Annotated in this window: 21 protein-coding genes; 15 read left to right on the forward strand and 6 right to left on the reverse strand. The window is 74.3% G+C overall.

Annotated features, from left to right (window positions below; genetic code table 11):
* Positions 1-29: 29 nt before the first annotated feature.
* The 6 genes from ITJ48_RS00640 (at position 30) to ITJ48_RS00665 (ending at position 7,019) form a co-directional block, all read left to right on the forward strand.
* Positions 30-437, forward strand: coding sequence for a hypothetical protein (locus ITJ48_RS00640; RefSeq protein ID WP_228506177.1), 408 nt, complete (start codon positions 30-32; stop codon positions 435-437).
* A gap of 164 nt (positions 438-601) precedes the next feature.
* Positions 602-1,450, forward strand: coding sequence for a LamB/YcsF family protein (locus ITJ48_RS00645; RefSeq protein ID WP_194612028.1), 849 nt, complete (start codon positions 602-604; stop codon positions 1,448-1,450).
* Positions 1,447-3,216 (forward strand): 5-oxoprolinase subunit PxpB, encoded by a 1,770-nt coding sequence (pxpB, locus tag ITJ48_RS00650; RefSeq protein WP_194612029.1) that lies wholly within the window; start codon positions 1,447-1,449, stop codon positions 3,214-3,216. Before ITJ48_RS00645 ends, pxpB begins: the two co-directional genes overlap by 4 nt.
* Positions 3,213-4,829 carry a biotin carboxylase N-terminal domain-containing protein gene (locus tag ITJ48_RS00655; RefSeq protein WP_194612030.1) on the forward strand — a complete coding sequence of 539 codons (1,617 nt, stop codon included), beginning with the start codon at positions 3,213-3,215 and terminating at the stop codon, positions 4,827-4,829. The genes pxpB and ITJ48_RS00655 overlap by 4 nt, the downstream gene beginning before the upstream one ends.
* A 59-nt stretch (positions 4,830-4,888) precedes the next feature.
* Positions 4,889-6,355 (forward strand): NCS2 family permease, encoded by a 1,467-nt coding sequence (locus tag ITJ48_RS00660; protein ID WP_194612031.1) that lies wholly within the window; start codon positions 4,889-4,891, stop codon positions 6,353-6,355.
* 181 nt (positions 6,356-6,536) lie between these two features.
* On the forward strand, positions 6,537-7,019 hold the full coding sequence (locus tag ITJ48_RS00665) for a VOC family protein (RefSeq protein WP_192169000.1): 483 nt from the start codon (positions 6,537-6,539) through the stop codon (positions 7,017-7,019).
* 84 nt (positions 7,020-7,103) lie between these two features.
* Here ITJ48_RS00665 and manD read toward each other — a convergent pair whose 3' ends face one another.
* The 3 genes from manD to ITJ48_RS00680 are packed head-to-tail and all read right to left on the reverse strand — an operon-like array spanning position 7,104 to position 10,024.
* The gene (gene manD / locus ITJ48_RS00670; protein ID WP_194612032.1) at positions 7,104-8,342 is read right to left on the reverse strand and encodes a D-mannonate dehydratase ManD; all 1,239 of its coding nucleotides are present in this window, start codon (positions 8,340-8,342) and stop codon (positions 7,104-7,106) included.
* A complete protein-coding gene (locus ITJ48_RS00675) occupies positions 8,302-9,168 on the reverse strand; it encodes an EI24 domain-containing protein (protein WP_370544709.1) in 867 nt (288 codons plus the stop codon). The genes manD and ITJ48_RS00675 overlap by 41 nt, the downstream gene beginning before the upstream one ends.
* Position 9,169: 1 nt before the next feature.
* On the reverse strand, positions 9,170-10,024 hold the full coding sequence (locus tag ITJ48_RS00680; protein ID WP_194612033.1) for an aldo/keto reductase: 855 nt from the start codon (positions 10,022-10,024) through the stop codon (positions 9,170-9,172).
* Positions 10,025-10,176: 152 nt separating this feature from the next.
* On the opposite strand from ITJ48_RS00680, the gene ITJ48_RS00685 reads away from it, so the two are divergent.
* On the forward strand, positions 10,177-10,683 hold the full coding sequence (locus tag ITJ48_RS00685; RefSeq protein ID WP_194612034.1) for a hypothetical protein: 507 nt from the start codon (positions 10,177-10,179) through the stop codon (positions 10,681-10,683).
* Between the two features lie 45 nt (positions 10,684-10,728).
* Here ITJ48_RS00685 and ITJ48_RS00690 read toward each other — a convergent pair whose 3' ends face one another.
* Entirely contained in the window at positions 10,729-11,604 is an 876-nt protein-coding gene (locus ITJ48_RS00690) for an aldo/keto reductase (RefSeq protein WP_194612035.1), read from the reverse strand.
* 176 nt (positions 11,605-11,780) lie between these two features.
* Here ITJ48_RS00690 and ITJ48_RS00695 point away from each other — a divergent pair, with 176 nt between their 5' ends.
* Complete coding sequence (locus ITJ48_RS00695; protein WP_194612036.1) at positions 11,781-12,188, forward strand: PGPGW domain-containing protein; 408 nt, start codon at positions 11,781-11,783, stop codon at positions 12,186-12,188.
* Positions 12,189-12,259: 71 nt separating this feature from the next.
* On the opposite strand, the gene ITJ48_RS00700 is transcribed toward ITJ48_RS00695, so the two are convergent.
* The gene (locus ITJ48_RS00700) at positions 12,260-13,405 is read right to left on the reverse strand and encodes a glycerol dehydrogenase (RefSeq protein ID WP_194612037.1); all 1,146 of its coding nucleotides are present in this window, start codon (positions 13,403-13,405) and stop codon (positions 12,260-12,262) included.
* A gap of 121 nt (positions 13,406-13,526) precedes the next feature.
* Between ITJ48_RS00700 and ITJ48_RS00705 the strand changes: the two genes are divergently transcribed.
* The 4 genes from ITJ48_RS00705 to ITJ48_RS00720 all read left to right on the forward strand — a co-directional run bounded on the left by ITJ48_RS00705 (position 13,527) and on the right by ITJ48_RS00720 (position 16,299).
* Positions 13,527-14,483 carry a DnaJ domain-containing protein gene (locus ITJ48_RS00705; protein WP_194612038.1) on the forward strand — a complete coding sequence of 319 codons (957 nt, stop codon included), beginning with the start codon at positions 13,527-13,529 and terminating at the stop codon, positions 14,481-14,483.
* A gap of 80 nt (positions 14,484-14,563) precedes the next feature.
* Complete coding sequence (locus ITJ48_RS00710) at positions 14,564-14,950, forward strand: VOC family protein (RefSeq protein WP_194612039.1); 387 nt, start codon at positions 14,564-14,566, stop codon at positions 14,948-14,950.
* Between the two features lie 168 nt (positions 14,951-15,118).
* Complete coding sequence (locus tag ITJ48_RS00715) at positions 15,119-15,406, forward strand: hypothetical protein (protein ID WP_194612040.1); 288 nt, start codon at positions 15,119-15,121, stop codon at positions 15,404-15,406.
* Positions 15,403-16,299, forward strand: coding sequence for an NUDIX domain-containing protein (locus ITJ48_RS00720; protein ID WP_194612041.1), 897 nt, complete (start codon positions 15,403-15,405; stop codon positions 16,297-16,299). The genes ITJ48_RS00715 and ITJ48_RS00720 overlap by 4 nt, the downstream gene beginning before the upstream one ends.
* 56 nt (positions 16,300-16,355) lie before the next feature.
* On the opposite strand, the gene ITJ48_RS00725 is transcribed toward ITJ48_RS00720, so the two are convergent.
* On the reverse strand, positions 16,356-17,831 hold the full coding sequence (locus ITJ48_RS00725; protein WP_194612042.1) for a S1C family serine protease: 1,476 nt from the start codon (positions 17,829-17,831) through the stop codon (positions 16,356-16,358).
* A 235-nt stretch (positions 17,832-18,066) separates the two neighbouring features.
* Here ITJ48_RS00725 and ITJ48_RS00730 point away from each other — a divergent pair, with 235 nt between their 5' ends.
* From ITJ48_RS00730 to ITJ48_RS00740, 3 genes are all read left to right on the forward strand, one after another.
* Entirely contained in the window at positions 18,067-18,603 is a 537-nt protein-coding gene (locus tag ITJ48_RS00730) for an FHA domain-containing protein (RefSeq protein WP_194612043.1), read from the forward strand.
* Complete coding sequence (locus tag ITJ48_RS00735; RefSeq protein ID WP_194612044.1) at positions 18,603-19,301, forward strand: MerR family transcriptional regulator; 699 nt, start codon at positions 18,603-18,605, stop codon at positions 19,299-19,301. The genes ITJ48_RS00730 and ITJ48_RS00735 overlap by 1 nt, the downstream gene beginning before the upstream one ends.
* Positions 19,302-19,455: 154 nt before the next feature.
* Positions 19,456-20,004 (forward strand): MerR family transcriptional regulator, encoded by a 549-nt coding sequence (locus ITJ48_RS00740; RefSeq protein ID WP_123545541.1) that lies wholly within the window; start codon positions 19,456-19,458, stop codon positions 20,002-20,004.
* Positions 20,005-20,105: the final 101 nt, after the last annotated feature.

Genomic DNA, 20,105 nt, shown 5'->3' on the forward strand with positions numbered 1-20,105 from the left:
AGGAGGCGCGGGCGAGCAGGATGGACCGCATGAGCACCCGACGCACCCGCCACGCCCGCACCGCCTCCGTCCGCCGCACGGCGCTCCTCCTCGCGGCCGCCTGCGGCGTCTCCGGCGTGCTCCACCTGGTGCGCCCGAGCGCCTACGACGCGGTCGTGCCGCGCAGCATGCCCGGCCCGGCCCGCCTGTGGACCACGAGCTCCGGCGTCGCGGAGGTCGTCGTCGCCGGCGCCCTGCTCTCGACGGCCACACGACGGGCGGGCGGCGCCCTCGCGGCCGCGCTCTTCGTCGCCGTGTTCCCGGCGAACGTGTCGATGGCCCTGCGGGCGCTCCGGAGCAGCCGCGCCGGGACGGCCCGACGGGTCGTCACCGTCGTCCGCCTGCCGCTGCAGGTGCCGCTCGTGGCGAGCGCGCTCGCCGTGAGCCGCGCCTCCTAGCCGACCCGACGGAGCGGCCGCCGCGCGTCCTCGTGGGCGTCGCCGCGCCTCCTGCCCGGCGTCCTCCCCGCCCCGGCCCGGTACCGTGGACGACCGGCCCACGAGCCGACCGCCGCACCGACGCCGCGCGACAGCCGCACGACGACCGCCGAGGGGAGGCCCGCATGACCACGATCGACCTCAACGCCGACCTCGGCGAGGGCTTCGGCCGCTGGACGCTCGGCGACGACGACGCCCTGCTCGACGTCGTGACGAGCGCGAACGTCGCCTGCGGGTTCCACGCGGGCGACCCTGCCGGCCTGCTGCACGTCGTCGACGCGGCCCACCGTCGCGGGGTCGTCGTCGGGGCGCACGTCTCGTACCGCGACCTGGTCGGCTTCGGCCGCCGCTACGTCGAGGCCTCGCACGACGAGCTCGTCGCGGACGTGGTCTGGCAGATCGGCGCGCTGACCGGGCTGTCCCGAGCGGTCGGCGGGGCCGTCCGCTACGTCAAGCCGCACGGCGCCCTCTACTCGGTCGTCGCGGACGCCGACGGCCGGGGCGCCGTCCACGCGGGCGCCGTGATCGAGGCGGTCCTGCGGGTCGACCCGGCCCTGCCCGTCGTCGGGCTCGCCGGCTCCGCGTTCCTCCGGCGTGCCGAGCAGGAGGGCCTCCACGTCGTCGCCGAGGCCTTCGCCGACCGCGCCTACGACGCGACCGGCGCGCTCGTGCCCCGCAGCCGACCCGGGGCCGTGCTGCACGACGCCGGCGAGGTCCGCGACCGCGTCCTCCAGCTGGTCGAGACCGGCACGGTGCGCTCCGTCGACGGTGCCGTCGTCGAGCTGCGGGCCGACACGGTCTGCGTGCACGGCGACAGCCCGGACGCCGTCGCGATCGCCGTCGGGGTGCGCGGCGCCCTCGAGGAGGCAGGGGTCGTCCTCCGCCCTTTCGTGACGGTCCCGCAGGCGGCCGGCGCCCCTGCGACGCCCCCGTCGTCGGCGACGCCGCTCGACCCCGGGACGACCGCCCGGTGACCGGCCACGAGGTCGATCTCGGCGCCGCTCTCGCGCACCTCCGGGTGCTGCCGCTCGGCACGGACGGCGTGCTCATCGAGACCGACGGGCTCGACGAGTCGCTCGCCCTCTTCGGCGCCCTGCTCGCCCAGCCCGTCGCGGGCATCCTCGACGTCGTGCCGGCCGCGCGGAGCGTCGCGGTGCGGTTCCTCCCCACGCTGCTGCCCATCGCCTCCCTGATGAGCGTCCTCCGGTCGCTGCCGACGTCGCGCGACGCCGCGACCGAGGGCCGGCTCGTCGAGATCCCCGTCGTCTACGACGGAGAGGACCTGGCCGAGGTCGCCCGGCTGAGCGGCCTCAGCGTCGACGAGGTCGTCGACCGCCACGCCGGTGCCACCTACACCGTGGCCTTCACGGGCTTCGCACCGGGCTTCGCCTACCTCACGGGCGGCGACCCGTCCCTCGCCGTGCCTCGCCGTGCGACGCCCCGCACCTCCGTGCCCGCCGGGGCGGTCGCCATGGCGGGCGAGTTCACCGGGGTCTACCCCCGCGAGAGCCCGGGCGGCTGGCAGCTGCTCGGGCGCACCGACGTCGCCCTCTGGGACCTCGCCGAGCGTGTCCCGGCGCTGCTGCAGCCGGGGATGCGCGTCCGCTTCGTCGACGTCACGGAGCGTCCCGCCGCAGCCGAGGAGGCGGCGAGCCAGGAGTCCAGGAGCGCCTCGTCCGTAGAGTCCGGATCCGCGCTCCCGCCGGCTGAGACGATGTCCGACGCGCCTGCGCCCGCCGTGCCCGCGCCCGTCGACCGCCCGCGCCCCGACCGTGCGCTCGTCGTCACGGCCCCCGGCCCCTTCAGCATCCTCGAGGACCTGGGGCGGCCCGGCCGCTCGGGCCTCGGAGTCTCCCGGTCCGGCGCGATGGACCACCGGGCCCTCCGCGAGGCCAACCGCCTGGTCGGCGCGGCGACGGGCGCGGCCGCGCTCGAGCTGGCCTACGGCGGGCTCGAGGCCACGGCGCGCGGCGACCTCGTGCTCGCCGTGGCGGGCGCGCCCGTCCCGCTGACGGTGCACGGCGCGAGCGGCGTCCGCCACGCCGTCCCGGGGGCCGCGTTCGCGCTCGACGACGGCGAGGTGCTCGTCGTGGGGGCGCCTCCTCGGGGCGTCTACTCGTACCTCGCCGTCCGCGGCGGCTGGGAGGCCGAGAGCGTGCTCGACAGCGCCTCCGGCGACGTGCTCGCCCGCATCGGCCCCGGCCGGCTGGCCGCCGGCGACGAGCTCGCCGTCGGACGCGCCTGGTCCGAGAGCGTCGCCGCGGCGGCCCACGACGCCCAGCGCTCGGTCTCCGCCCCGGACGAGGTCACCCTGCTCGACGTCGTGCTCGGCCCGCGCGACGACTGGTTCACTGCCGAGGCGCTCGAGCGCCTGACGGGCCAGCGGTTCACGGTCACGGCGCAGTCGAACCGGATCGGGCTCCGCCTGGCGGGCGAGCACCCGCTCGAGCGTGCGGTCGAGCACGAGCTGCCGAGCGAGGCGACCGTCTCGGGCGCATTGCAGGTGCCGCCCGACGGCCAGCCCGTCCTCTTCATGGCCGACCACCCGGTCACGGGCGGCTACCCGGTCGTCGCGTGCGTCGTCGGCGACCAGCTCGACCGTGCCGCGCAGGTGCCCGTCGGGGCGAGCGTGCGGTTCCGCGTCGTGCCCGGGCCCGACCTCGGCGCGGGTCGGCGCGGCGGCCGGCGTGACGCGCGGGTCGACGAGCGCGCCGCCGACGAGCGGGGGGTCGAGCAGTGAGGAAGCTCCTGATCGCCGAGCGCGGGCTCGTGGCGGTGCGCGTCGCGAGGGCCGCCGCCGACCTCGACCTGCCCTCCGTCGCGGTGTTCGCCCCCGACGACGTCGACGCCCTGCACGTGCGGGCCGCCGACGAGGCCTGGGCGCTCGACGAGCTGCCCGGCGCCGACGCCTACCGCGACATGCAGGCGCTCCTCGACGTCGCCGAGCGCAGCGGGGCGGACGCCGTGCACCCCGGCTGCGGGCCCCTGAGCGAGAACGCCGAGTTCGCGCGTCGCGTGCTCGCCGCGGGCCTCACCTGGGTCGGTCCCGACCCCGAGACGATGGAGCTGCTCGGCGACAAGGTGTCGGCCCGTGCCCTCGCGGACTCGGTCGGCGCGCCCCTCGTCGTCGGCACCTCCGAGCCGATCGCCTCGGCGGACGAGGCGGTCGCCTTCGCCCAGCGGCACGGGCTGCCGATCGCGCTCAAGGCGGCCCACGGAGGCGGCGGACTGGGGCTGCGCGTCGCTCGTCGGCTCGACGAGGTCGCCGACCTGCTCGACTCCGCCGTGCGCGAGTCGGCCGCCGTCTTCGGCCGCGGAGAGGTCTTCGTCGAGCAGTACCTCGACCGGCCGCGCCACGTCGAGGCCCAGCTGCTGGGCGACGGCGAGGGACGGGTCGTCGTGGTCGGCACCCGCGAGTGCTCGGTGCAGCGCCGGCACCAGAAGCTCGTCGGCGAGGCGCCGGCGCCGCACCTGACCGACGAGCAGCTCGAGGTCGTCACCTCCACCTCCGTCGCGCTCGGCTCGGCCGTCTCGTACCGCGGCGCCGGCACCGTCGAGTTCCTCGTGTCGCGGGCAGGCCAGGTCTCGTTCCTCGAGGTGGGCACCGCACTGCCGCTCGAGCACGTCGCCACCGAGCAGGCCACGGGCGTCGACCTGGTGCGGCAGCAGCTGCTCGTGGCGGGCGGGCTGGGGCTCGACCTCGCCGACGTGCCCGAGAGCCGTGGGCACACGATCTCGTTCCGCGTCACGGCGGAGGACGCCGGTCGCGGGTTCCTGCCGGCACCTGCCCCGGTGGCCCGCCTCGAGCTGCCGGGCGGACCGGGCGTCCGGGTCGACTCGGGCGTCGTCGCGGGGTCGGCCGTCCCGGCGGGCCGCGACCCGCTCCTCCTCACCGTCGTCGTGACGGGCCGGGACCGTGCGGCGGCCCTGAGCCGCGCACGCCGCGCCCTGGACGGCCTCGTCGTCGAGGGGCCCGCGACCACCGCGCGCTTCCACCGCCTCCTCGTCGACGACCCGGCCTTCACGGGTGTCGTCGCCGACGCGGGGACGGGGGCCGACGGCGGGGGAGCGGACGGCGACGAGCCGACCGTCCACACCCGCTGGATCGAGACCGAGTGCGAGTGGCTGGACGAGCTGGCGAGCGCCACGCCGGAGGCGGCAGCCGGCCCGGGGTCCCTCCGCACGTGGGTCGTCGTCGACGGGTGTCGCGTCCCCCTCGTGCTGCCGCTCGCCGACGTCGTCGGCTCCGCCGAGGGCGCGCTCGGGTCCGACGCGCTCGTCGCGGGCATCGCCGCCGCGGCGGTCGAGGTCGATGTCCCCGGACGGGCCGACCAGGGCTCCTCGGCGTCGTAAGCTGAGAGTGCGCCCAGAGTCGCGCGCCCTCCTCGCCGCCCTACTCCTCGGGAGCCACCATGACCACCCCCGTGTCCACCGACTCGCGCCGCCCCGGCGTGGCCGGTGCCCTCGACCGCTACTTCGAGATCACCGGCCGCGGCTCGAGCTGGGCCCGCGAGATCCGCGGCGGCGTCGTCACCTTCGTGACGATGGCCTACATCGTGATCCTCAACCCTCTGATCCTCGGCGGCTTCAGCGAGGACCAGGCCGCGAAGGACGTCCTCGGCGGCTGGCTGCAGAACAGCCAGGTCGGCGCGGTCACGGCCCTCACCGCGGGCGTCATGACCATCCTCTTCGGCACCGTCGCGCGCCTCCCGTTCGCCTTCGCCGCGGGCCTCGGCATCAACTCGTTCCTCGCGGTCACGGTCGTGCAGGACGTCACCTGGCCCGAGGCGATGGGCCTCGTCGTCATCAACGGCCTCGTCATCACGATCCTCGCCGTCACGGGCCTCCGCAGCATGATCTTCAGCGCGGTGCCCGCGGCCCTCAAGACCGCGATCACGGTCGGCATCGGCCTCTTCATCGCGTTCATCGGCCTCGTCGACTCGGGCTTCGTCCGCACGAGCGGCGCCGCGTCGCCGCCGGTGCAGCTCGGCGACGGCGGGTCGATCAGCACCCTGCCGACCATCACGTTCGTCATCGGCCTCGTCGTCATCGGCGTGCTCATGGCCCGTCGCGTCCGCGGCGCGATCTTCATCGGGATCGTCGCCTCGACGGTCATCGCGATCGTCCTGCAGGCGATCTTCCAGGTGCCCACCTCGAACGGCCAGAACCTCGACGACTGGAACCTCAACGCGCCGGTGCTGCCGACGCAGATCGTCGCCCTGCCCGACCTGTCGCTGATCGGCGACGTCAGCCTCGGCGCCTTCGCGCGCATCGGCTGGCTGTCGGCCGTCATGCTCGTCTTCACCCTCGTCTTCACGAACTTCTTCGACGCCATGGGCACGATGACCGGCCTCGCGAAGGCCGCCGACGTCGCCGCGCCCGACGGCACGTTCCCCCGCCTGAAGTCGGCGCTCGTCGTCGAGGGCATCGGCGCGGTCGCCGGCGGCGCGACGAGCTCGTCGTCGAACACCGTCTTCGTCGAGTCGGCCTCCGGCATCGGCGAGGGCGCCCGCACCGGCTTCGCCTCGGTCGTCACCGGGCTGCTCTTCATCCTCGCCATGTTCCTCACGCCGCTGACCCAGGTCGTGCCCCTCGAGGTCGCCGCCGCGGCGCTCGTCATCGTCGGCGCGCTGATGGTCTCGCAGATCAAGGACATCGACTGGACCGACTTCAGCGTCGCCCTGCCCGTGTTCCTCACGATCATCGTCATGCCGCTGACCTACTCGATCGCCAACGGCATCGGGGTCGGCTTCGTCACCTGGGTGATCGTCCGCGCCTTCTCGGGCAAGGCACGCGAGATCAGCCCCCTGCTGTGGATCGTCGCGGTCGGGTTCCTGGTCTACTTCGTCCGCGGCCCGATCGAGACCCTGATCGGCTGATCCTCCGCGCGACACCTCGACGTGGACGAGGCACCCCGACGTATCGGGGTGCATCGTCCACTTCGAGGTGCGGGACGACCGAGGCGCAGCTTTCGACCCTCGCGGCCGGACGCGGTGCGCGGTAGCGTCTGCCGCACGCGCCGACACCGTCGTCGGCGCGACCGAGCCGAGGAAGCGCCCCGTGCCCCGCATCACCCCAGTCCTGTGGTTCGACGGCGAGGCCGAGGCGGCCGCGACGTTCTACGTCTCGCTGTTCCCGGTCTCCCACATCAGCCACGTGTCCCGGTACCCCGACGACTTCCCCGACCCGGCCCTGGCCGGCCAGGCGCTCGTCGTCGAGTTCGACCTCGACGGCCAGGGCTTCCAGGGGCTCAACGGCGGCCCCGGGTTCGTCCCCAACGAGGCCGTCTCGCTCTCGGTGCCGGTCGACGACCAGGAGGAGCTGGACCGGATCTGGGACGCCCTCGCCTCCGACGGCGGCCAGGAGGGGCGGTGCGGCTGGGTCCGCGACCGCTGGGGCTTCTGGTGGCAGGTCGTGCCGAGCGCGATGCAGCGGACCGTCGGCGGGCCCGACCCGGCCGGCGCCTCCCGCGCCATGGAGGCGATGATGGGCATGGGCCGCCTGGTCGTCGCCGACCTCGAGGCCGCCTACCGCGGCGACTGACCTGCCTGCCGCGACGAGAGGCCCCAGATCGATCCGCAGTCGTGGCGTGAGGTCGATCCGAGGCCTCTCGAGCGCCTCCTCAGCTCACCAGTCGTGCACCGTCCCGTCGGCGAGGCGGTTGTAGGGCAGGTAGGCCTGCTCGTAGGGGTACTTCCCGGCCTCGTCGACGTCGAGCTCGACCCCGATGCCCGGCTGCTCGCCGGGGTGCAGCATCCCGTCGACGAAGGTGAAGCTCTGCCGGAAGACGGAGTCGGTCTTCTCGCCGTGCTTCATGTACTCCTGGATGCCGAAGTTGTGGATCGCGAGGCCGAGGTGCATCGCGGCGGCCATGCCGACGGGCGAGATGTCGGTCGGCCCGTGCATGCCCGACTTGATCTGGTATTGCGCCGCGTAGTCGAGCACCCTGCGCAGGTGAGTGATCCCGCCGGTGTGGGTGACGGCGCTCCGGACGTAGTCGATCAGCTGTTCGCGGATGATCTGCTGGTAGTCCCAGACCGTGTTGAAGATCTCGCCGATCGCCAGGGGCGTCGTCGTGTGCTGGCGGACGAGCCGCAGAGCCTCGGGGTTCTCGGCCGGGGTGACGTCCTCGAGCCAGAACAGGTCGTAGGGCTCGAGGCTCTTCCCGAGCGAGGCCGCCTGGATCGGCGTCATGCGGTGGTGACCGTCGTGCAGCAGGGGGATCTCAGGCCCGAACTCGTTCCGCACGGCCTCGAAGACGGTCGGCACGTGCCGCAGGTACGAGCGGGTGTCCCAGTCCTCCTCGTTCGGCAGGGCGCCGCGCTGGGCGGGCTCGTGGTCGTAGCGCACGCCCGTGTTGGCGTCGAAGGTGGCGTTCGAGGCGATGCCGTAGATCGACTTCAGCCCGGGCACGCCGGTCTGCACGCGGATGGCCTTGTAGCCCTGCTCCTGGTGGTCGCGCACGCTGTCGAAGAGCTCGTCCAGGTCCTTGCCGGAGGCGTGGCCGTAGGTGAGCAGGCCGGTGCGGGAGGCGCCGCCGAGCAGCTGGTAGAGCGGCATGCCGGCGACCTTCGCCTTGATGTCCCAGAGGGCGACGTCGACGGCGGCGATGGCGGCCATCGTGACGGGGCCGCGGCGCCAGTAGGCGCTGCGGTAGAGGAACTGCCAGGTGTCCTCGATGCGGCCGGGGTCCCGGCCGAGCAGGAGCGGCACGACGTGCTCGCTGAGGTAGGCGACGACCGCGAGCTCGCGGCCGTTCAGGGTGGCGTCGCCGAGCCCGGTGACCCCCTCGTCGGTGGTCAGCTTCAGCGTGACGAAGTTGCGGTCAGGGCTGGTGACGACGACCTCGGCCTTGTCGATCTTCATTCGGTCTCCTTCGACTGGATGGTGGCGGCAGCGCCTCCTCACCACCCTGTCGCACCTGGGCGTCACGCGCCAGGGCGTCCTGCGCGCCCGCGGCGTCGCGCGCCAGCAGGGTCGCGCCGGCGACCGCGGCGGGCATCACGACGACGGCCCCGAGGGGGACGAAGAACGACAGCCAGGTGGCCGTGCCGAAGCCGAGGGTCCGCCAGCGGTTCGCCGCCAGCGCCGCGCGTCGCTGCCGCAGCGACCGCCCGCGGGCGTCGAGGGCGAACCCGGTCAGCTCGACGGCCAGGAACCACCCGCCGGTCAGCGCCCCGAGCACGGGCACGAGGGTCTGCCCGACGACGGGCACGAACCCGCCGACGAACAGGCAGACGCCGACCGCCGCGGTGGCGAGCAGCAGGCGGACGGAGTCGCCGACGCTCCGCAGCACGCCGCGCCAGAACCCCTGGTCGACGTCGGCCGGTGCGTCGCCCTCGCGCTGCTCGACGTGCCGCCAGATGCGCTCGTAGAAGGGATCGCCGACGAGCAGCGTGACGGCCGTGAAGGTGACGACGGCGAGCAGGACGGCCAGCAGCGCGACCGCGACGCCGACGCCGACCCGGACGAGCACGCGGCCCCATTCCGGCCACCGGTCGGCGAACGGGGTCGCCAGGACGGCCAGGTCGTCCGCCTGCCCGTTCACCAGCACGAGCAGGGCGACGAAGACGGCGCCGACGATCAGGGCGGGCACGGCCCCGAGCAGCATCAGCCGCGGCGACGTGCCCCAGAGGCGGAGCCCCCGGCCGAGCACCGCGACGCCCGAGCCGAACTCGCGGAGCGCCGACACCTCAGCGCACCTCGAGCGGAACGGGCCCGGTCGGGGCCGGGAACGCGCGCTCGAGCTGCGCGAACGCCTGGTCGTCGAGGTCGACGGCGAGGGCTTCGGCGTCCTCGCGCACGTGCTCGACGCTGCCGGCCTTCACGGCGAGCAGCACGTCGGGCGCGAGCCGCAGCACCCAGGCGATCGCGAGCTGGGCCGGCGTCACGCCGAGGTCGTCAGCGACGGAGGCGACGACCGGGTGGTCGAGGAGCTCGCCGTGGTCGACGGGCGAGTACGCCATGAGGGGCGTCCCCGACTCGCGCAGGCGCGGCAGCAGGTCGTGCTCCGGCCCCCGGCGCGCGAGGTTGTAGAGCACCTGGTCGGTCTGGGGCACCGACGAGCCGCCGGTGGCCCTGGCGAGGTCGACGAGGTCGTCGACGTCGAAGTTGCTGACGCCCCAGCCGCCGATCGCGCCCTCGGCGACGAGCGCCTCCATCGCCTCCACCGTGTCCTCGAGCGGGTGGCCGCCGCGCCAGTGCAGCAGGTAGAGGTCGAGCCGGTCGGTGCCGAGGCGGGCGAGGCTGGCCTGGCACGCCTCGATCGTGCCGCGGCGGCTCGCGTTCGAGGGCAGCACCTTGCTCACGAGGAACACCTCGTCGCGCCGACCCGCGATCGCCTGGGCGACGAGTCGCTCCGAGGCGCCGCGCCCGTACATCTCCGCCGTGTCGACCAGGGTCATGCCGAGGTCGAGCCCCTCGTGGAGGGCCGCCAGCTCGGCGTCGCGTCGACGGGGGTCGTCGCCGAGCTCCCAGGTGCCGAGCCCGAGGGCGGGGGCGGTGCGTCCGTCGGGGAACGTGACGCGGGGGTTCTCGTGAGCGGCCATCGCCCCAGTGTGCCCGGGAGACCGTGCTCACGGCCCGTCCTCCCCGCGCCGCAGACGCGTGCTCCCTCCCCAGAGTCGATGGCTCGCGGCACCGTCCACAGTCGAGGAGGCGCGGGTCGAGCCGGGAGGCCCGCTGCGGCACGGTGGTCCCCATGACCACGACAGACCGCACCGTCCCGCCCCTGCCCGCCAGCTCCTCCGAGTCCGCCCTCGCGCAGTGGGCGAGCGTCGTCTGCGACGAGCCCTGTGACGAGGACCTCGTCTACGTCGCGTTCTTCGATCGCGGCGAGTACCCCTGCGCGAACCTGATCCGGCTGAGGGGCCTGCCCCGGCTGCCCTACGGCCGCGACGTCGCCTCCCTCGAGCGCGTCGTCCGCGACCAGGCGAGCGACGTGCGGGCCCGCTCGGTCGTGCTCGTGTGGCAGCGCGAGGGCGAGACGCCCCTCGACGACCTGGCCGTGGCCACCTGGGCGAGGGGCCTCGACGAGAGGCTCCGACGCGGCCCGCTGAGCCTCCGCGGCCAGGTGCGCCGCACGCCGGGCGGGTTCGACCCGGCCCCGCGGCTTCCAGGACAGGTCACGGCGACCGACCTCCCCGAGGGGTTCGGCGTGCCCGGCGACGGCCCGCAACTGATCCCGATGCGGAATCCGTACCACTGACCGTCGCCCGCCCGCCCGTGCCGTCGCCCGGAGGGGCCCGTCAGCTCACGCCGCGTCGGCGGCTGCGTCGAGCCTCTGCACCTCGTCGGCGGACAGCTTGATCGTCGCGGCGGTGGCCGAGTTCATGATCGTCTGCGGACGAGTCGACCCGGGGATGGGGATGACCAGCTCGGACGCGTGCAGCTCCCACGCGAGGGTCAGCACCTGGGGCGAGATCCGACGGGCGTTCGCGATCTCGGCGAAGACGGCGTGCTTCGTGCCGAGGTCGGCGGCGTTCGTGATGCCGCCCAGCGGGCTCCACGGCAGGAAGGCGATGCCCATCTCGTCGCACAGCACGAGCTCCTCGGTGCTCGAGCGGAACGCGGGGGAGTACTGGTTCTGCACGGAGACCAGGCGCCCGTCGAGGACGTCGTTCGCCTCGCGGATCTGGTCGACGGTCGCGTTCGAGATGCCGGCCATGCGGATGACGCCCTCGTCGAGCAGCTCCACCAGCGCGCCCACCGAGTCGGCGTACGGCACGGCCGGGTCGGGGCGGTGGAACTGGTAGAGGCCGATGGTCTCGACGCCGAGGCGCTGTGCGGACGCGCGCGCCGCCTCCTTCAGGTAGGCCGGGTCGCCGTTCTGTGCCCAGGCTCCTGCCTCCGGTCGGAGGTGGCCGCCCTTCGTCGCGACGAGCACGTCCGAGGTGTCACCGTGGAAGCTCTCGAGCGCCCGGGCGATCAACGACTCGTTGTGCCCGATCTCGTGGGTGCCGGGCTGGTGGTAGGCGTCGGCGGTGTCGATCAGGGTGATGCCCTGCTCGAGAGCGGCGTGGATCGTGGCGATCGCCTGCTTCTCGTCCGGCCGTCCCTCGATCGACAGGGGCATGCCGCCCAGGCCGATCGCGCTCACGGTGACGTCTCCGATGGTCCTCGTCTTCATGGGTCCTCCTCGTGCCGCAGCGGTGCGGCGCTCGTGATCGTGGCGGTCCCCGCACGCGGGGACCCTGCGTCCTGGCTACGCCCGCCGGGCCTCCCCGTTCCCAGGAACGGGCGGCGCCCAGGTGCCTGGCAGGGGGCACGGCGGGGTCTGCCAGGGGAGCCGCCTAGGTTCTCCGCATGACCTCCGAGACCGCCGTGGCCCCGTCCCGGCCCGCCGCCGGCCCGCACGACGACGGCGCTCCCCACGGTGCGACGTCTCCGGGCGCCCCCGAGGAGGGGCTCGGCCGGGCTGCCCGGGCGCGGGCTCGGTGGCGTGCCGGGCGAGAGAAGCTCGACGGCTACCCCCGCCTCCGCGTCGCCTACAAGGTCGGGGTGGCGCTGGTGGGCGTCGTCGTGATCGCCGTCGGCCTCGTGCTCGTCCCGCTGCCCGGTCCCGGCTGGTTGATCGTCTTCGTGGGTGTCGCGGTCCTCGGGACCGAGTTCCCGGCCGCACACCGCGTCACGCAGGCCGTGCGACGGCTCGCCCACCGCCTCCGGCTGCGCTGGCGGGCCTGGCGAGCGAACCGGGCCGCCGCGCGCGCCTGACCACCTGCACGGCAGAGGGCCCGTCCACGATCGTGGACGGGCCCTCTGCGGTGTCGATGCCGGAGCAGTCGCTAGTGCGCGGCCTCGTACTTCACCGGCTCGGGCAGGCCCTTGTCGGCCCGGATCGACCGCGACAGGCGCTCGATCGAGGTGAGGGCCGCGACGACGTCGGCGGCGGTCACCGGGAACGGCATCGAGTGGATGGTCTCCGACTCGACGGTGGCGGCCGCGGCCACCGCCTCGAGCTCCTCGATGTCGTCCGTGCTCAGGCCGATCTCGGTGAGCGTGTTCGGCAGGCCCACCCGGGTCGTGAACTCGACGAAGTCCTCGATCTCGGCACGGGGCGCCCCCTCGAGCACGAGCTGGGTCAGCGATCCGATGTTGACCTTCTGGCCGTGGGTCAGGCCGTGCGTCTGCGGGGCGGCGGTCAGGCCGTTGTGGATCGCGTGCGCGGCGGCGAGGCCGCCCGACTCGAAGCCGAGGCCGGAGAGCAGCGTGTTCGCCTCGACGAGCGACTCGAGCGCCGGCGTGACGATCCCGTCGCGGACGGCGTCGAGGGCGGAGAAGGCGTTCTCGTGGATGATGCGCCACGACAGCTCGGCCAGGGCGGTGCCCGCCTGGGTCGCGAGTCCGCCGGCCATCGTGGTCGCGGCGGCCTTCGCCGACGCGCGGGCCTCGATCCAGGTGGCGAGCGCGTCGCCGATCCCCGCCACCAGGAACTGCACGGGGGCGTTCGCGACGAGCTGCGTGTCGATCAGCACGAGGTCCGGGTTCCGCGGGAAGAACCGGTACTCGATGAACTCGCCCTCGTCCGTGTAGACGACGGCGAGGGCCGAGGTCGGCGCGTCGGTCGAGGCGACGGTGGGCACGCTCACCCAACGGATGCCGGTGGCGTGGCCGGCGGCCTTGGCCGCGTCGACGGCGCTGCCGCCGCCGATCGCCACGACGACGTCCGCGTCCGACGACCGGATCGACTCCGCCAGCTCGTCGATCGCGGCCGGCGTCGCGAACCGGCCGAACGGGACGCGCTCGACGCGCAGCGACTCGGCGGCGAAGCTCGTGCCCACCGCCTCCTCGACGAGGCTCCAGACGACGTCGTCCGAGACCACGAGGGGGCGGCTCCCGATCGGCGCGACGAACTCGCCGAGGCGGGTGATCGCGTCCTTGCCCTGGACGTAGCGGGCGGGGCTCATGACGGTGCGGACGGGAACGGGCATGCGGGTCTTCCTCTCGTTGCGGAACGTGTGTCGTGCACGGTAGGCGGGGCGGCTCCGTGTCCGGTGGACGCCGACACCGACGCCGACGTCCTGCCCAGCCGCAGCCCGATATCGTTGCGGGGTGACGCCCAGTCCTGCCTCCGCCACCGCCTACGAGGTGCTCGGCGTCCCCTCCACGGCGTCCGACGACGACCTGCGACGTGCCTACCGCCGCCTCGCCCGAGAGACGCACCCCGACCTCGGCGGCAGCGCCTCGGCCTTCCGCGACCTGCAGCTGGCGTGGGAGGCGGTCGGGACGCCGGAGGCGCGGGCCGCGTACGACCGTCGGCGCCCGTCGTCGTCGGCGTCCGGCCGCTCGGGCTCCGGGTCGTCTCCCACCGGCGCCCCGACGCCCGGCTGGGCACCGCCGCCCCGTGACCCCCAGCGCACCGACTCCCGGCCGAGGGCCCGGGTGCACGGCCATCCCGGCGGCGCCAACCGGGAGCGCTACCTGTCGCTGATGCGCGAGTGGGTCGGCCGCGGCGTCCCCCTCGACGACCCCTACGACGAGGCCCTCGTGCGGAGCGCGCCCCCGGAGATCCGGCACGTGCTCGCCGACGCCCTGGCCGAGGAGGCGACGGTCGCGATCGTCACCGGGCTCGGCATCGGCTTCACCATCTGGAGCGACGTCGACGCCGGCCCCGACGGCAAGCTCGACCACATCGTGCTCGGCCCTTCGGGCCTCTTCGCCGTGCAGTCGTCCGACTGGGGGAGCGAGGTCACCGTGTCCAAGGGCGACCTCGTCGGCCCGGGCATCCCCCTCGACGAGCAGCCGGTCCGCGACGTGACGAGGCAGGCCCGCGCCGTCCGGCGCGAGACCCGGGTGTCGTTCACCCACCAGCTGATCGTCGTGCCCGACGACGACCTGCCCACGGCGCTCGAGCAGGTCGGGCGTGGTCGACGGGGCAGCACGTGGGTCCTCCGGCGCTCGCTCCTCGCCCAGGTGCTGCGGCACGGTCCCGAGCTGGGCGACCGGACGGCGCTCTCCGACGTCTTCGAGATCCGGGAGCGCCTCCAGCAGGCCGTCCGCTTCGTGTGAACCGAGAAGCGCCTCGGGGCGCGCCCTTCCCCGGGGCAGGTCCCGAGGCGCACACTGGTGTCCCGATCGAGGAGGTCCCCGTGTTCGAGCCCGTCAGCGCCTACGGCGGCTTCAGCGTCGACGACGTCCCGGCGGCGGCCGAGTTCTGGGGCGAGGTGCTCGGACTGGCCGTCACGCCCCTCATGGACGGCACGATGCTGCAGCTCGAGCTGCCCGGCAGCGCCGCGAAGGTGCTCGTCTACGGCAAGGACGACCATCGGCCCGCGGGCTTCACCGTCCTCAACCTCGTCGTCGACGACCTCGACGTCGCCCTGGCCGGCCTCGCCGAGCGCGCGCTGAGTCCCGACCCGGGCGGGCCCTGGGCGGGCGACGACCAGGTCGTCCGCGGGCGCGCCTCGGGCCACGGCCCCGACATCGCCTGGTTCCACGACCCCGCAGGGAACGTCTTCTCCGTCCAGCAGCAGTGACGGCAGACGCGAGCCGAGGCGGCAGCACGAGCGGAGGGCTGGCCCGACATCGGGTTCCGGGCCAGCCCCCTGTCCTCGTTCGGAGTCCCCGGCCCGCCGGTTGGGTGTCACGTCGTCCTCGGAGCGGCGGCCGGTAACCTTGGGGCACCGACCCGAGGAGCACCAGCGATGACGCGCGACGCCGAACCCCGCCCCGCCTCCGACCGCCCGATCGCGGCGTTCCTGTCCGTCGCGGCGGGCGTGCTGGCCTTCGCGGTGCCCGTCCCGGCCCTCAACGTGGTCTTCTCCCTCGGCGCCCTCGTCTACGGCGTGCTCGGCCTCCGACGCAGCCGGGCGCTGCGCTCCCGCGGTCCGCTGCGGTCGGGGCTCGTCCTCGCGATCATCGGCCTCGTGCTCGGGGCCCTGGCCGTGCTCGGCACGGTGGCGGGCCTCGTCGTCCTGTCCCAGCGCTCGTGACCGTCCACGGACCGGCCGACGGCTGGGTCGAGGGCCCCGACGGCCGACGGTTCTGGGGCCGCGCCGGGGCCGCCGGCCTGCTCGCCGTCGACGCCGCCGACCGCGTCCTCCTCCAGCACCGCGTCGAGTGGAGCCACTTCGGCGGCACCTGGGGCCTGCCCGGGGGCGCGCGCGACTTCGACGAGACCGCCGTGGCCGGAGCCCTCCGCGAGGCAGGCGAGGAGGCCGCCGTCCCCGCCGACGCCCTGCGACTGCGGTCCGAGTCGGTCCTCGACCTCGGCTTCTGGTCGTACACCACCGTCGTCGCGGCCGTCACGCGCGACTTCGACCCCGTCATCTCCGACGCCGAGAGCCTCGAGCTGCGCTGGGTCCCTCGATCCGAGCTCGACGTCCTCCCGCTGCACCCGGGGCTCGCGGCCTCCTGGCCCGGCCTCCGTGCCCAGCTCGACGACGACGTGCACCTGGTCGTCGACGCGGCGAACGTCGTGGGGTCGCGGCCCGACGGCTGGTGGCGGGACCGCGCAGGAGGCGCCGCCCGCCTCCTCGGGTCCCTGGTCGACGCGCTCGCGGTCGGCCTCCCCGCCCGGCTCCTGTGGGACGCCCCTCCCGAGGGTCCCGGCGCTGCGACGTCCTGGTGGCCGACGACGACGGTCGTGCTCGAGGGCGAGGCCCGGCGAGCCCTCGACGTCGACGGGCTCACGGTGCGACGCGCCCCGGGAGAGGGCGACGACGCGATCGTCCTCGAGGTCGAGCAGCGCGTGGCCGCTGCCGTCGGCGCCGGAGCGACGCCTCGGGTCGTCGTGGTGACGGCCGATCGTGGCCTGGCCGACCGCGTGCGGGCCGTGGGCGGCGCCGTCGTCGGCCCCCGGCGCCTCCTCGACCTGCTCGGCTGACGGCACGGAGGCCCTCCCTCCGGACCGGGAGGAAGGGCCTTCGCGCGCGTCGGGGGTCAGGCTGCGGGGCCCTCGCCGAGCGTCACCGTCGCGGTGTGGCTCGTGCCGGTCGCGTCGGTCCAGGTGAGCTGCACCTGGTCGCCTGCGTCGTGCGCCTGGACGGCCGCGGTCAGGGCCGAGGCGTCCGCCACGGCGGTGCTGTCGAGCGCGGTGACGGTGTCGCCCGCGACGAGGCCGGCCGACTCCGCGGCGCTGCCCTCGACGGTGCCGGCGATCGCGACGCCTGCCCCGGTGCCCGTCGCCGTGCTCGAGATCTGGGCGCCGAGGAACGCGGGGAGCCCGATCTGGATCGTCGAGCTGCCCTGACCCGCGACGATCTGCTTCGCGATCGACAGCGCGTGCGAGATCGGGATGGCGTAGCCGGTGATCGGAGCGGCGCCCGAGGAGGCGGCGGTCACGATCCCGACGACCTCGCCGTCGGCGTCGCGCAGCGGCCCGCCGGAGTCGCCCGAGACGACGTCCGACTGCAGCTCGATCAGGCCCGACAGCGACTCCGTGCCGCTGCCCGTCTCGCTGGCGACGGAGATCGCCTGGTCGGTCGCGAGCACCGTGCCCTCGGCCGTCACCAGGTCCCCGGTGCCGCCGGCGTTGCCCGTCGAGTGCACGGCGTCGCCGGTGGCCACGTCGCCCGAGGCGTCGAAGTCCACGGGCGTCAGCCCGCTCGCGTCCTCGAGCTGCAGCACGGCGACGTCGTTCGTGGCGTCGGTGCCGACGACCTTCGCGGTGTAGGCCTGCCCGGTCGTCTCGTCGGTGACCTCGATGCTCGTCGCGCCCTGCACCACGTGGTTGTTCGTGAGCACCAGCCCGTCCGCCGTCATGACCATCCCGGTGCCGGCCGACTCGTACGACGTGTCGTAGTTCAGGGTGCTGACGATCGTCACGACGCCCTTCGTCTCGTCCGCGGTCGCCGCCGTGGCGGACGACTCGGAGGCGCCCGTGCCGCCGGTGCTGCCCGCGCCGCCCTGAGCCTGGCCGGGGAGCAGCTGGCCCCCCGAGGACGACCCGTCCGAGCTGCCGAACGGCGAGCCCTGCGAGGGCAGCTGCTGAGGGGTGAGCTGGTAGGTCTGCTGGCGTGCCTCCGCGGCGGCGAGGCCGACGGAGTGGCCGAGCGACCAGGCGCCCACGCTCGCCCCGCCGACGCCGAGCACGAGGACGGCGGCGGCGCCGGTCACGAGGGCCCAGCGGGCGGGCCGGCGACGACGGGAGGGGCGGGGACCGAAGGCCGACGGGAGGGAGGGGGCGGACGCGGCCGTGCCGCCCTGCGTCGCGGCCGGGTCCTCCGCGGCGGCGGACACGAAGCGTGCGTCCGAGGAGCCCGTCACGTGGGGGAGCGTGCGGGCCTCTGCCGGAGCCCGGTCCGTCGCGCTCGGGGTCGGGGTCGAGCTCGTGTCCGGCGTCGTGCTCGGCGTCGGCGTCGTCGCGGGCGTCGGCTGGTCAGCGGTGCGGTCGGCGTCGCTCTCGCGGTCGTTCATGGGGTGCCTCCTGGGGCGGTGGTCGAGGTGATGAGGACCATGGAACGAGGTCCGCCGATGGATTCCCTATGAACCGCCGAGGAGGTGGTCGTGAGTTCTCGGAGGGACCGCCGACAGCCCCGGGCCGTGTCCTCCCTTCGGCGGACGACCGTCCGTCCCCGGGCGGTCCGCCCCGAAAAGCGTTGTCGCCCGGTGCCGCCGATCCGATACGCTGGTCACCCGAAGGAGGTCCACGATGGCAGAGCCCGTTCACCACGTGCCCGACGAGCACCGCCCCGACGAGGGCAGCCCCGGCGCGCACACGGCACACACCCCCGCGCAGGGCGTCCCCGGGTCCTCTCGAGAGGTCGACACCACCCTCAGCTTCAACGAGGAGTACCAGGCGCAGCTCGCCGCGCTCCAGGGGGGTGCCACGTCCGACGAGGGCGAGGCGGTCGCCGCGCTCCCCTCCGGCTCCGCCCTCCTCGTCGTTCGACGAGGCCCGAACATCGGTGCCCGGTTCCTCCTCGACTCCGACGTCACGGTGGCCGGCCGGCACCCCGATGCGGGCATCTTCCTCGACGACGTCACGGTCAGCCGCAAGCACGCCGAGTTCCGTCGGTCGGGCACGACGTTCACGGTCAACGACCTCGGCTCGCTCAACGGCACGTACTTCGACGGCGTCCGCATCGACGAGGCCCTGCTCAGCGACGGCGCCGAGGTGCAGGTCGGCAAGTTCCGCCTCACCTTCTACGCCTCGCGCGTCGACCTGGCCACCCTGGCCCTCCAGTAGTGCCCGGCTCCGCCGCCGCCCGGTCGTCGCCGACCGGGTCGGCCGACCTGTTGACGATCGGGCAGGTCCTGGCGCGTCTCAAGCCCGAGTTCCCCGACCTGAGCAACAGCAAGCTCCGGTTCCTCGAAGAACGTCAACTGGTCACGCCCGTGCGCACCGCGTCGGGCTACCGCAAGTTCTCGTCCGCCGACGTCGAGCGCCTCCGCTTCATCCTCGGGCTGCAGCGCGACCACTACCTGCCCCTCAAGGTCATCCGTCAGCACCTCGACGACCTCGATGCCGGTCGACCGTCCACTCTCCCGATGGGCTCCGCTCCCGTCTCGATGCTCTCCACCGTGCGCCGGTTCTCCCGAGCCGACCTGCTCCGCGAGTCGGGCGCCTCCTCGGCCCTGCTCGACGACGCGATCGCGTCGTCCCTGATCTCGCCGTCCGAGACGTACGGCGACGAGCCCCTCGCCGTGCTCGTCGCCCTGGTCGAGCTCGGTCGCTCGGGCATCGAGCCCCGTCACCTGCGGAGCTTCCGTGCAGCCGCCGAACGAGAGCTCAGCCTCATCGAGAGCGCGCTCGCGTCGGTCGCTCGCCGTCGCGACCCGGCCGGTCGGGCACGGGTCGCCGAGCTCTCGCGAGAGCTCGCCGGGCAGCTCGAGGTGGTCCGCACCTCCCTCATCCGCTCCGCCCTCGACCGCCTCGACACGTAGACGCCGGCGCCGTCGACGAATATCCTCGACACGCCGACTCCTCGACGCGGATGTCGCCTCGACGAGCACCCGATGTGGGTACCGTGGGACCAGGTCGAACCATCAACCCGGTGTTGAATGTTTCGGGTCAGATCGCGACGTGGAAGGCAACAGCATGAACGAGTCAGGTTCCCCTGAGGGATCCCGCTACGAGCGGGGCCTGCTCTTCACGGACGGCATGCCCGAGCTCGACGCCGACAGCGGCTACCGCGGCACCGTCGCGGCTCGCGCCGCCGGCATCAGCTACCGCCAGCTCGACTACTGGGCCCGGACCGGCCTCGTCGAGCCCACCATCCGCAGCGCCGCCGGCTCGGGCTCGCAGCGGCTCTACGGCTTCCGCGACATCCTCGTGCTCAAGCTCGTGAAGCGCCTGCTCGACACCGGCATCTCGCTCCAGCAGATCCGCACCGCCGTGAACCAGCTGAGGGAGGCGGGGGTCAGCGACCTGGCGCAGACCACGCTCATGAGCGACGGCGCCAGCGTCTACCTCTGCACGTCCGACGACGAGGTCATCGACCTCGTGAGCCGCGGTCAGGGCGTCTTCGGCATCGCCGTCGGCAAGGTCCTCCGCGAGGTCGAGACGAGCCTCGTCGAGCTCGACAGCACCCCCGCGGCCGATCCCTCCGACGAGCTGGCCGCCCGTCGAGGCGACCGCGCCAGCTGACTTGCTTCGGTCGGCGTCCGGTCGAGCGCTGCCCGTCACTCGCGGGCGCAGCGTGCGGGGGCCTCGGCGGCCGCGAGCCGGCACTTCTCGTGGGGTTCGTC

Source organism: Frigoribacterium sp. VKM Ac-2530 (genome assembly GCF_015350835.1).
Taxonomy (GTDB): domain Bacteria; phylum Actinomycetota; class Actinomycetes; order Actinomycetales; family Microbacteriaceae; genus Frigoribacterium.